Below are 11715 nucleotides of genomic sequence, written 5' to 3'. Positions count from 1 at the left end.
CAGCAAGATTGGGATTTTGTGAATCCTCTCGTGAAAAAAGCTCGTAAGCTACCGATTGAGATGCTTGCCAGTTACCTCCTCGCGACGCTAGTCACGACTCAGAAATCCTCACCGAGCCTTGCCCAACTGGATGCTGCAACATCTGGCCGTCTCGGCGCATTCGTTACCGATGGGAAGCGGGTGGTTGCGAGCCGTCCTGACGAAAGGTTCTCGCTCCAGAGCGTGATGAAGCTGGTGGCTGCGATGGCGGCGTTTGATGCCATTGATCGGGGAAAGCTGAGTTTGGCGACTAAGTTCACTGTGGGGTACGAGGATATGTCGATGAGCCATCAGCCACTGGCGGCGCGGGTTGGACCGGGGAAAACGACGGTTGTGACGGTTCGCGAGTTGATTGAGCTCGCGGTTCAGCAGAGCGATTCGATGGCAGTGGATGTGTTAGTCGATAAGCTCGGAGGAATTGGGGTCGTTCAGTCGTTTTTGCGCCGGAAGGGGATCACAGGGGTTCGCGTGGATCGGACGGAGCGGATCTTGCAATGCGAGACGGTTGGGGTGAAGTGGAAGCCTTCGTTTCGGGTCGAGGGTGTTTATGATAAGGAGGTCGCCGCCATGTCGCCAAAGGCTCGGACAGCAGCACAGAAGCGATACATGGCCGACCCGCGCGACACGGCGACGCCTCGGGGATTTGGGTATTTGCTCGTGAAGCTGGCGACGGGCAAGCTGCTGAGCAAGAGTTCGACGGAGGAGCTTTTGAAGGTGATGGAAGGCACTCAGACCTATCCCGAGCGGCTCGCGAATAGCGTTCCCGCTCCCTGGAAGTTTGGTCACAAGACGGGCTCCTCGGGAACCTGGAACGGGATGGCGGTGGCGACAAACGACGTGGGGATTGCTCGGGATGATTCCGGGCGATTTGTCGTGATTGTTTGCTTCCTGGGGGATGCGAAGGGGGACATGGACGCTCGGAACGCGACTATCGCGAAGGTTCCGGGGGCGTCGGGGTTGTTTGGGCGGTAACTTCTTTTCGCTACTGTCGTCGGGTTAAAAATCTGTTAGGGTTGGTAATCGACTAGGTCAAGCTTTTTCGCGCTGAAGACTCTCAATCGGAAAATCTCTGTGGAGTCCTGTCGCCGTTCCGACTCAAGGTAGACAATCCCCTGTTTATTGACGCCTATTAGCCCCTCATCGCTGGAAAGCATGAGAGGGATTGTCCAGAGTTGCCTTGCTCGATCGACTGCCCAGAATCGGACGTTACGCCAGGGAGCTCCGGCGATGAGGACTCCGCCGGGGCGGGGGCAGATGGCGAGTTGTTCGTAGTAGCCAGGAGAGTCGTCGATGATGATTGTTTTGGTCTTTCTTCCGCATTTTTGGATGCGGAGCTTGAGGAGGTGGGGTTCGCCTTGGATGTGGGTTGGGGCGAGGACGAGTTTGTAATGTGTCCCATCGCTCCAGCAAGCGGTTGGATTCGGCAGATCTGGCCAGGCGGTGGCGAGGTTGGACTGGAGCAGGAGGGCGAGGATCATCGCGGCGCACCTTTGAGGTAGTCAGCGAGGCACTTCTCTGCCCAAGGTTGTAAGTTCGGTCGTGGATCCCCGCTATCAAACTTGTAGAGCGTGGCTTTGCTGTTCGTTAGAATCATCACGAATTCGGCTCCGACTCCTCCGTCTCCCACATTCATTGCGAGTGCCAAGGTCTTCTGATCTTTGCTGAGGGCCACGCCATAGCGTCCGGGAATCTGTTCGCTAAGCGGTGATCCTTCGTTGCAATGGTTTGGGGTTGGCATCCAGCCCTCGTATTCAAGGTTCTCGTAGGTGCCTTTGAAGCCTTTGTAGCTCACGGAGAGGCTGGTGAGAACATCAACCAAGAACATGGAGCCTCCATCGAGCATCGAAGCCCGGTCGCCAAATTCGAGCTCCGCACTATCTTTGGCGTCGAACTTGGCATACGCACTTTGGATTGGAACGTCCGTTGGCGGAATGGCGCGGCACGTTGTCGAGAGTTCAAGGTTGACACCATTGAAGGGGATTCGCACGGATTCGGTCTCTCTCCGGAGTTGGATAATGAACGGGACCATGAGTGCGACAATGATCACTGGTCAGAATTGTACGACGGATTCGAATCGAACCTATCCCCAACGGTAGAAAACCTTCTTCAGGCGACTGCTCTTATCGAAAACAAAACAGAGGGTGAAGGGGCCGCTGGCGAAGTCTTGGAGGACTATGTAACTAATGGCGGTGTCTCCCTTGGCGAAGCCGAGTCCTCGCTCGTTTCCAGTCATCAGCTCTTGATCCGTTTCGGTTCTGTCGGGTGGGCCGAGTTTTTGTTCGATTTCGTGGCGGGTGAGGCCAGGTTTGAACTCTTTTTGGATGGAGTCGGACATTGACTGCCGGATGGGGAGTTGTCGTTCGATGTAGGGTTTCTTCGGCCACTTGTTGACATCGAACGGTTGGGGTGGGAGGGCTGGTCGGTTGTAGTGATCGGCGAGGAGTTGGAAGGGATGAGCGGCGGAGAGTAGGAGGGCGGCGCCTAAAATGAAGGCGATCATGGCAATTGGAATCCACAGTCGCTTGAGCCACGCCATCATCTAACTGTATCACGGCTTGATTCGAAGCACTCGACTTGCCAAGCTAAAGCGCGAATTGCTTCGCGCACTCCACATTGACGCTCACCTTGTTCAGGTGTAATACGGAGATGATTCGGCGTTTCGTTTTGCTTCTTGTTGCCTTCCCTGCCCTGGCATATTCGCAGGGGTCGGCGGCGGATTATGCTCGGGCGGATTCTTTTGGGCAGCGGTTTTCGGGGAAGGTTCTGAATGAGCGGCTGACGCTGAACTGGCTGAAGGGCGGGAAGGCTTGGTATGTGCGTCAGCTTCCGGCGGGGAAGTCGGAGTTTGTTTTGGTGGATGCGGCCGCGGGTAAGAAGGCACTAGCGTTTGATCATCGGGCGGTGGCGCTGGCTTTGAGCAAGGCAGCGGGAAAGCCGGTTGATCCTACTCAGTTGCCGCCGAAGGCCTCGTTTAGTGATGATGCCTCTGCGGTGACGTTCACGCTGGATGACGCTTATCAGGTGAACCTGAAGACGTTTGAGGTTCGCAAAGGTCGTGACCCGGTTGTTGGGGGATTGAAGGCTTATGCGCCGGAGGAGGTTCCCGAGAGCGGAGGGGGCGGGGATCAGACTTCGATCACGTTTCGCAACGACTCGGCGGAGCCGCTGAAGATTCATTGGATTCAAGACGACGGGGTTCTGCGGGAGTACCAGACCTTGCAACCGGGGAAGGAGTGGTCGATTCAGACTTCGGTGACGCACTTTTGGTGCGTGACTCGGATGGATGGGACCAAATTAGCGACATATAAGCCAGATCGAAATGGGTCAACGGCGTTTTTGGATGGAAAGCGGGTTCCGTTTACTCCGGCTCGGCAGCGGCCGCAGAACGAATCGCCGGACGGAAAGTGGCGGATTACGTTTACTGACAACCAGGCGAACCTTTTTGATGTTGGGACGAAAGAAAAGAAGCAACTAACGACTGATGGCTCGGCGGCGAATGCTTACCGGGGGCCGGTTTTTTGGTCACCAGATTCCACGAGCGTTGTCTTTTATCAGGTCAAACCCGAGGAGTCTCATCCTCTGAACATCGTGATGACAAGTCCACCTGATCAGTTTCAACCCAAGTTGACCAGCCGACAATATCTGAAGCCAGGAGATAAGATCGCTCAGCCGACAATCTGCGCTTACACCCTGGGAGACGTGCAGCTTTCGAAAGATCAGCCGGATATGGGTTCGAAGAAGAGGGAGATTTGGGAGATTGATAAAGAACGATGGATCTCTGATTCTAAGTTCATTTACAGAGTGAATTATCGCGGGCACCAGCGAATGGACCTGAAAATGCTTTCTGTCCAATCAGTTGAACAAACAGCATTTCATTCTTGGAATACCAAAATCCTTGAAACTTCCAAGACGTTCATCGACTGGACTGCGAAATCGTTCTTTGAATACGTTCCTGGTGCGAAGATCGGGATTTGGCAGAGTGAGATGTCGGGTTGGAGCCATCTTTACAGCTATGATTTCGCACACGATCCGAGCATGCACGCGCCTGCCAGACTTAGACCAATTACACGTGGGCAATGGGTTGTTCGGGCGTTGGATCGGGTGGACGAGGATAAGAGGCAGATTTGGTTCCAGGCGAGCGGAATGGACGGGGATCAGGATCCCTACAATGTTCATTTTTGCCGCGTGAACTTCGATGGAACCGGGTTCACTCGGCTGACCGAGGGGAATGGGAATCATCGGGTGTCTTATTCGCCGGATGGGGCTTATTTGCTTGATTCGTATTCTCGGCCGGACTTGGCTCCGGTCCATGAAGTTCGCTCGGCTTTGACCGGGAAGAAGGTTTTGGATTTGGAGGTTGCCGATGCTTCGGAGCTGACCAAGGCGGGCTTTCAGATGCCTCGCGTCTTCAGCGCGAAAGGGCGGGACGGGAAGACGGACATTTGGGGTCACGTTTATCTGCCAACAAATTTTGATCCGGCGAAGAGCTATCCGGTGGTCGAGGACATTTATGCGGGGCCGCATAGCAGCCACGTTCCGAAGAACTTCCATACCAACGCGGGCGGGATGCAGATGGCGGAGCTTGGGTTCATCGTGGTTCGCATCGACGGGATGGGAACGAGCAATCGGAGCAAGGCGTTCCACGACGTTTGCTATCAGAACATCGTGGACGCTGGCTTCCCGGACCGGATTCTTTGGATGAAGTCGGTGGCTCGGGAGATTCCTCAGATGGACTTGACTCGGGTCGGGATTTACGGGACTTCGGCGGGCGGGCAGAATACACTTCATGCGCTGTTGACCCAAGGGGATTTCTATAAGGTCGGGGTTGCAGATTGTGGCTGCTATGACAACCGAATGGACAAGATCTGGTGGAACGAGCAGTGGATGGGGCTGGTTGGGCCGCATTACGAGGCCCAGTCGGGACGGACTTTGGCGAAGAACCTTCGCGGCAAGTTGTTGCTGTTGCTCGGGGAGGCGGATACGAACGTGGATCCAGCTTCGACGTATCAGGTGATCGACGCGCTGATCAAGGCGGATAAGGACTTTGATTTCGTCGTGATTCCGAATGTGGGTCACGGGGCGGTTGGGCACCCTTATGGAAAGCGGAAGCTGCGGGATTTTCTGGTGAAGAATCTGCTGGGCGTCGAGCCTCGTTGGAAGTGAGTTGTGGAGTGGTTGAACTGGCTCCTCAAACTAGTGCGACCTCAATCTCCGAAAATGATTGAATTATCCACGCCGAGTAGAGGGGAATATACCGATATCAACGAACTCTTGCAAGTTGCAGTCAGGGAGAGTGCTGCCGCGTTTCCACGTTGGCACTACAAAGAGCTGAAAGGAGACACACCTTGGATTACCAACGGAACCTGGTGGATTCAATTTTCCTATGAATCCAGGGAGCGAGAGTTACTGGCGAAGGTCATGAATCAGGCACTGAAGGAAATCTATGTTGGACCGGGAAAGGGAGTGCCGGTAGTGGGATGGTTGTCCGCTTATGATTCGTGTCCTTACATTGAGGGCATGTTTCCGAGACTTGCTCGACTGACTCGAAGATTTGAGTTCACTGATATCGCGACGGTAAATAGCCGGATTGCAAGAATAGTTGAAGAAATTGATTCGAAATCAGACGATGAACTTTTTTCAGCTTGGCGCTATGCTCGGCGACGAGCCAAACATCGGATGAGTGGCAAGTTCTCCGTCTTCCTGAACGAGGACGGACTTCCCGACGAGTAAAATCTCCCCCAAATGCCCAGCACACCCTATTGGTCCGGATCGTTTCCGGCTCTGACGACTCCTTTTAACTCTGATCTTTCCATCAATTACGATCAGTTGCGGGCGCACCTTGAGGTCCTCATTGATTCGGGCGTCAAGGGGTTTGTGATGATGGGGTCGTTGGGCGAGAACCTGGCGCTGACCTGGGAAGAGAAGTTTGAGATTTTGCGGGTTGCTCGCGAGGTTTCGGCCGGGCGAGTGGCGGTTTTGAGCGGGGTTGCGGATACTTCGACGGCACAGGCAGCTGAGTATTCGGCTAAGTGTGCCGCATTGGGAATCGACGGGATCATGTTGATGCCGGCGATGGTTTACAAGGCGGATCGGGATGAATTGATCACGCACTTCACCACGGTGGCCAAGGCGAGTGATCTGCCGATTTTGCTTTACAACAACCCGCTGGCCTATCCTGGTGATTTGACGCCGGAGATCTTGGAGACGTTGTGTGACGCGAGTGATCGGTTTGTTGCTCTGAAGGAGTCGAGCGGAGATACGCGGCGGTTCCTGGATATTCAGAAACAGATCGGGGATCGGTTGGCGCTGTTTGCGGGGGTTGATGATCTTGCGCTTGAGTGCGCGTTTCTTGGTGCGGTTGGCTGGGTGATGGGGATTGGGCTTGCCTTCCCTTACGAGAATCAGCGGCTTTGGGACCTGGCTATGGCGGGCAAGTGGGACGAGGCTCGGGAGCTTTACAAGTGGTTCTCGCCGGTGGCGCATTTGGACGTGGGAATCAAGTTTGTTCAGAACATCAAGCTGGCGACAGCGACGACGGGATACTGCGCGGAGCATGTTCGGTTGCCTCGATTGCCGTTGGTAGGAGCGGAGCGGGCGCGGATTCAAGCGGTCATCGACGAAGCGGTTGCAAATCGCCCTACACTGTAGTCGATGAATATTCAGGTCATTGACACGCATACTGGTGGCGAACCGACGCGGGTCGTGGTTGGCGGCTGGCCTGAGCCTCTCGGTGAGACTGCCGCGGAAAAGCGTGACTGGATGCATCAGCATCAGGATCATTTGAGGAAGGGGGTCGTTTGTGAACCTCGCGGGAATGATGTGATCGTGGGTGCGCTTCTGACCGAATCGCAAGACGAATTGTGCATCTGCGGAGTTGTCTTCTTCAATAACGTCGGCTACCTGGATATGTGCGGGCATGGGACAATTGGAGTAGTAGAGACGCTTCGACACCAAGGCAGAATAGGCGTTGGAAGGCACCGAATCGAGACTCCGGCGGGGGTTGTTGAGGCGACTTTGCTGCAGAACGGTGAGGTCGAGATTCAAAATGTCCCTTCGGTTCGCGCTCAGAAAGATGTCGACGTTCAAGTTTCTGTCGGCACGGTCACGGGAGATGTTGCGTGGGGAGGAAACTGGTTCTTCCTCGCCCACCGAACTCCAGCGATGCCGGAACTGAAAGTAGAAAACGCAAGAGATTTGATCACTCTCACCGAAGAGATTCGGGATGCGTTGAATGCTGTGGAGTCAAATAGTCACTTCGTTGATCATGTCGAGCTCTTTGACGACACACCGACTGCGGATTCTCGCAACTTCGTTCTATGCCCCGGATCGGCCTATGACCGCTCACCCTGCGGAACCGGGACGAGCGCGAAACTGGCTTGTTTGTTTGCCGATGGCAAACTGGAAGTTGGTCAGAAGTGGGTGCAGGAGTCGATTACGGGTTCGAAGTTCACGGGGTGGGTGACGCTGGATGATCAGCGGCAGTTGATTCCGCATATCCTCGGTCGGGCGAATATCTGCGGCGAAGCGACCCTGATTTTCGAAGAGAGCGATCCGTTCTGTTGGGGGATTTCCTCGCCCCCCGGCCCTCTCTCCATGAATGGAGAGGGGGGGTAGAGACGATGAAAGTTGTCATCATCGGCGGCGGGATCATTGGGCTTTGCTCGGCCTATTACGCCAAGCGAGACGGGCATGAGGTGACCATCATTGACAACCGGCCTGAGGGGACTTCCTCAACGTCCACTGGCAATGCGGGGATGATTGTGCCGAGCCACTTTGTGCCGCTGGCGGCTCCAGGGATGATTCAGATGGGGCTGCGGATGCTCCTGAATCCGAGGTCACCGTTTGGGTTCCACTTCCCTCCTTCGGTGGATCAGTTGCTATGGACGTGGAACTTCTGGAGGGCAGCGAATTCGGCTCACGTTGCAAAAACCGAGACGATTCTGCGGGATTTGAATCTGTTTTCGCGGCGGGAGTATGAGGCTCTCACCGAGGCAGTCGGCGTTGGATTTGAGTTGCGTCGAGATGGGCTATTGATGCTTTGCAAGAAGCAGAGCACTCTTGAGCATGAGGCGGCTCTGGCCCAGCGGGCGAACCAGATTGGAGTTCGGGCCGAGGTGATCTCAGCCAGCCAATTGCAGACCCTCGACCCGGAAACTCAATATGATGTTTGCGGCGCGGTTCACTTTTTGGATGACGCCTCGCTGACTCCGAGCAACTTAATTTCGGCTTTGCGCGATCACCTAAGCCGAAACGGGGCGACGTTTGTTGATCTGCAAGCACCGACGGGATTTGGGAAGTCAAACGGTCGGCTGCATCGGGTTCATACCCAGGCGGGTGATCATCCGTTTGATGAACTGGTGGTTGCGACCGGGGCTTGGAGCGGAGGAATGGTGAGGAGCCTTGGGCTGAAGATGCCTATGCTGGCCGGGCGTGGGTACAGCATGACAGTAGCAAAACCGCCGGTGATGCCTCGGATTTGCGCGTTGTTGGCGGAGGCACGGGTGGCGGTTACGCCGATGGAGGACGGGCTGCGAATTGCGGGAACGATGGAACTCGGGCCGCCGAGCGATTACCTTAATCAGAATCGGGTTCAAGGGATTATTGAGTCGGTGCCTCAGTATTATCCACAGTTCTCGGAAGCCGACATGCACGGCGAGCCTATCTGGGTGGGGAATCGCCCTTGCCCGCCGGACGGTTTGCCTTACATCGGCCGAATCAAATCGAATCCAAATGTGATTGTTGCTTCTGGTCACGGGATGATGGGGCTGAGTTTGGGGCCGATCACCGGTAAGCTGGTTTCCGAGCTGCTGTCTGGACGGGAGACGTCGTTGCCTCTCGACCAGTTGGATCCAAACCGATATGCTTGATCGCGTCATTTTATCTTCTCTCCGTTGGCTGATTAGCTGGCAAAGTCAAAGCGCGGCTTGCGCCTCGCACTCCAAAACGATCCTATATGCTTGAAATCTCCTTTTCTGAACTTGATTCTGTCGTTCGTCGTGTTGCTGGTGCCGCGCCGTTCTTGCGCTCGGTGGACGGGGCTGCGCTCGCAGATTTATTGGACGGGATCGCGGATGCATTGACCGCCGCGAAGGCGGAGATTGTGCCGGTGGCGATGAGGGAGACGCACCTTCCAGAAGGTCGTTTGAACGGAGAATGCGACCGGACGGCGGGGCAGTTCCGCAATCATGCGGTGGATGTGCGGGCGGGGCGGTTTAAGGCAGTTGATGTGGTGACGGCGCTTCCCGACCGAACGCCGCCTCGGCCACACCTCAGTCGCTTCATGATTCCGATTGGGCCAATTGCCGTTTTTGGTGCCTCGAACTTCCCTCTCGCCTATAGCGTTGCGGGCGGTGATACTGCTTCAGCGTTGGCGGCGGGGTGTCCGGTGGTCGTCAAAGCGCACCCTGCACATCCCGAGACTTCGCGAATGGTCTCAAATATCTTGGTCGCGCAGGTGAAGGCTCACGGGTTTCCTGAAGGGACATTCCAGTGCGTTCACGGAGATAATGAGGTTTCGCTTGGACTAGTAGAGCACCCTCTTATCAAAGGTGTCGGCTTTACTGGTTCGCTCAAGGTCGGACGGCTGCTCATGGACGCGGCTGCACGACGACCCGTTCCGATTCCGGTCTTCGCCGAGATGGGCTCGGTGAATCCGATATTCGTTTTGCCGGGCGGAGTGGCGGGTTTTGCCGAAGGTTATGTACCATCTTTGACACTAGGAGTTGGTCAGTTCTGCACCAACCCGGGGATAGTTCTTGGCATCGATTCGCCGGAGTGGACGGCAGCAAAGGCGAAAATGCAAGAGCTCGCGGCGGCGGCCCCAGTCGGAACAATGTTGACCCCGGGCATTGCCGAGAACTACGTTCGGCTGGCGCAGACGACTTGCCGCCAAGAGGGCGTTTCGACTCTGGTGGAGGTTTCGTCGCCGGGTCAAGCGGGGCTGGCCGAGGTCTCGGGGACGGACTTCGTCAAGAATCCGCACTTGCAGGAAGAGGTGTTCGGGCCCTTCGGACTTATCGTGACCTGCTCTAGTTTTGACGAGATGCTTTTGTGTCTGGGCAGTCAGGGCAACCTCTCGGCTTCGGTCCATTTCGGCGAAGGCGACCGAAGTTCTGTTGAGGTACTTCTACACGCGCTTGAACAAATCGCGGGGCGGATCGTGTTCAACGGCTTCCCGACGGGGGTTGAGGTTTGTGAGGCGACCCAGCATGGGGGGCCTTACCCGGCGTCTTCGGACTCTAGGTTTACGAGCGTAGGCAACCACGCGGTGGAGCGGTGGCTACGTCCGGTCGCGTACCAGAACGCACCGGATTGGCTGACCGCTTCTTAGGCTTTTGCCATGTTGCCGATTTTGCTCCCTCCGCCCGCGGTTACCATTACGAGCCCATTGAGTGGGAACGTGATTCGATCACGCGCGGTCATTGTCCGGGGGACTTCGTGGGCGGCGGAGGTGTCGATTTCCGCTTCTGGAAGCCGAGCAGTTAGGGTTCCGACGGTGGAAGGCAGGTTTGCGGCTCCGATTGAGCTCAAGGACGGCGATGTCCAGATCAGCGTTGGCGACACTCATTCCAAGGCGGAGACTCGCATCTCGTGCAAGCCCGCCACATCTGGATGCAAAGTTAGACTGGTTTACCTGGACGCCGCAGATGAGTCCGAGCCATCCGTATTTGGCCTAACAGGGACCAAAAGAGTTGACGTCCAAACTCGTTTCTCGACGGCGGCAAAGCTGATGCAGGCGTTTTGCGAGGACCATTTTCGCCGCACGGAACGGGTCTCGCGAACTTTCACTTTGGATTTTGGGCGAGATGGTCATGTGCCAATTTCGTTTCTGAAGTCCAGCCAAACCGGGGCCGAGCTTCGAGCCCAGAAGGCGGAGGTCACTTGGTCAAAGGTTTACGCCGAACTTCAGCCGAAGTTCAAGACGGACCAGGAGAAGTTGCTTGTGGTCATGGGCTTTACGCGCTATGACGCAGCAACCCAAACGACCACCGGGGCGACGGCCCTCGGCGGAGGATCGCTCGCACTCTTCGGCGGTGGATGCGTCCGGTTTTGGCCCACTTCGGTTGCCGATTCGGTGCGGGCGTTTTCGGATAACCGGGTGATTGACCCAAAAGTGGAGTTGGATGATTCGGGTCTACGATACCGCGCTTGGGCGAATTCATCGACGACGATTGGCGCAATGATGCATGAGTTGGGACATACGTTCGGACTTCCGCACTCGATCGACAATCGGTGCATCATGTCGCGGGGGTTCGATCAGTTCAGTGCGGCACTCATTGGGTTTGAACCCGGTTTGAAGGAGGATCGACGAGCGACTCCTCCCTCCTACTGGGATCCGGTTCACAGCGCTCGGCTCTCATTGAGTCCGTTCTTTCAGCCTCGCAGACCCGCGTCGGAAAAACCAATCAAGCCGAAACTCGTGCTGAAAGGGGACACCCTCGCCGCCGATTCTGCCGACGAACTCCGGCTGATTTCGGTGTGGCAAGATGGCAAGCCAAACTGGATGCAGAACCTTAGCGGAAAGCGAGCGGAGTTTAGTCTCAGAGAGCTGCGGGGAAAGATCGGAGGTGACAAAGTGAACATCGTCGTGACGACGCAAAGCGGTGGAGAGGATTCTGTACGGCTGTAACGGCTTACTCGTCGCATCTTGGCAGGCCGAAATAGGTTTGAGTTTCC

The 11715-nt window shown here is 56.0% G+C and carries 11 protein-coding genes; 8 read left to right on the top strand and 3 right to left on the bottom strand.

The annotated features are described in order from the left end of the window. Positions 1–30: 30 nt before the first annotated feature. Positions 31–1011: a class A beta-lactamase gene (gene bla, locus WCK51_08015; protein MEI7576823.1), complete on the top strand. Its 981-nt coding sequence runs from the start codon at positions 31–33 to the stop codon at positions 1009–1011. 35 nt (positions 1012–1046) lie between these two features. On the opposite strand, the gene WCK51_08010 is transcribed toward bla, so the two are convergent. Genes WCK51_08010 through WCK51_08000 form a run of 3 tightly spaced genes read right to left on the bottom strand, consistent with a single transcriptional unit; the run spans position 1047 to position 2578 of the window. Then, on the bottom strand, positions 1047–1517 hold the full coding sequence (locus WCK51_08010) for a hypothetical protein (protein ID MEI7576822.1): 471 nt from the start codon (positions 1515–1517) through the stop codon (positions 1047–1049). Next, entirely contained in the window at positions 1514–2086 is a 573-nt protein-coding gene (locus WCK51_08005; GenBank protein MEI7576821.1) for a hypothetical protein, read from the bottom strand. The genes WCK51_08010 and WCK51_08005 overlap by 4 nt, the downstream gene beginning before the upstream one ends. Before the next feature lie 33 nt (positions 2087–2119). Beyond that, positions 2120–2578 (bottom strand): hypothetical protein, encoded by a 459-nt coding sequence (locus tag WCK51_08000; protein ID MEI7576820.1) that lies wholly within the window; start codon positions 2576–2578, stop codon positions 2120–2122. Between the two features lie 107 nt (positions 2579–2685). On the opposite strand from WCK51_08000, the gene WCK51_07995 reads away from it, so the two are divergent. From WCK51_07995 to WCK51_07965, 7 genes are all read left to right on the top strand, one after another. Continuing rightward, positions 2686–5202: a prolyl oligopeptidase family serine peptidase gene (locus WCK51_07995; protein ID MEI7576819.1), complete on the top strand. Its 2517-nt coding sequence runs from the start codon at positions 2686–2688 to the stop codon at positions 5200–5202. Between the two features lie 54 nt (positions 5203–5256). Next, positions 5257–5769, top strand: a complete 513-nt coding sequence (locus WCK51_07990) for a hypothetical protein (protein ID MEI7576818.1) — start codon at positions 5257–5259, stop codon at positions 5767–5769. 12 nt (positions 5770–5781) lie between these two features. Further along, positions 5782–6687: a dihydrodipicolinate synthase family protein gene (locus WCK51_07985; protein ID MEI7576817.1), complete on the top strand. Its 906-nt coding sequence runs from the start codon at positions 5782–5784 to the stop codon at positions 6685–6687. 3 nt (positions 6688–6690) lie between these two features. Beyond that, positions 6691–7653, top strand: a complete 963-nt coding sequence (locus WCK51_07980) for a proline racemase family protein (GenBank protein MEI7576816.1) — start codon at positions 6691–6693, stop codon at positions 7651–7653. Between the two features lie 5 nt (positions 7654–7658). Next, complete coding sequence (locus tag WCK51_07975) at positions 7659–8906, top strand: FAD-dependent oxidoreductase (GenBank protein MEI7576815.1); 1248 nt, start codon at positions 7659–7661, stop codon at positions 8904–8906. 86 nt (positions 8907–8992) lie between these two features. Further along, positions 8993–10369 (top strand): aldehyde dehydrogenase (NADP(+)), encoded by a 1377-nt coding sequence (locus tag WCK51_07970; protein MEI7576814.1) that lies wholly within the window; start codon positions 8993–8995, stop codon positions 10367–10369. A gap of 9 nt (positions 10370–10378) precedes the next feature. Then, entirely contained in the window at positions 10379–11668 is a 1290-nt protein-coding gene (locus WCK51_07965) for a hypothetical protein (protein MEI7576813.1), read from the top strand. Positions 11669–11715 lie beyond the last annotated feature (47 nt).

It is taken from the genome of Armatimonadota bacterium (assembly GCA_037138755.1).
Classification (GTDB): Bacteria; Armatimonadota; Fimbriimonadia; order Fimbriimonadales; family Fimbriimonadaceae; genus Fimbriimonas.
The sequence above is the reverse complement of the archived record's forward strand: the minus strand, read 5'-3'. Positions and strand labels throughout refer to the sequence as shown.

What these genes read in the sequence shown, in the direction of transcription:
- WCK51_07995 (MEI7576819.1), top strand. Translation starts at nt 2,686, where the DNA reads ATGATTCGGCGTTTCGTTTTGCTTCTTGTTGCCTTCCCTGCCCTGGCA.
- WCK51_08000 (MEI7576820.1), bottom strand. Translation starts at nt 2,578, where the DNA reads ATGATGGCGTGGCTCAAGCGACTGTGGATTCCAATTGCCATGATCGCC.
- WCK51_07990 (MEI7576818.1), top strand. Translation starts at nt 5,257, where the DNA reads ATGATTGAATTATCCACGCCGAGTAGAGGGGAATATACCGATATCAAC.
- WCK51_07975 (MEI7576815.1), top strand. Translation starts at nt 7,659, where the DNA reads ATGAAAGTTGTCATCATCGGCGGCGGGATCATTGGGCTTTGCTCGGCC.
- WCK51_07965 (MEI7576813.1), top strand. Translation starts at nt 10,379, where the DNA reads ATGTTGCCGATTTTGCTCCCTCCGCCCGCGGTTACCATTACGAGCCCA.
- WCK51_08010 (MEI7576822.1), bottom strand. Translation starts at nt 1,517, where the DNA reads ATGATCCTCGCCCTCCTGCTCCAGTCCAACCTCGCCACCGCCTGGCCA.
- WCK51_07970 (MEI7576814.1), top strand. Translation starts at nt 8,993, where the DNA reads ATGCTTGAAATCTCCTTTTCTGAACTTGATTCTGTCGTTCGTCGTGTT.
- WCK51_07985 (MEI7576817.1), top strand. Translation starts at nt 5,782, where the DNA reads ATGCCCAGCACACCCTATTGGTCCGGATCGTTTCCGGCTCTGACGACT.
- WCK51_07980 (MEI7576816.1), top strand. Translation starts at nt 6,691, where the DNA reads ATGAATATTCAGGTCATTGACACGCATACTGGTGGCGAACCGACGCGG.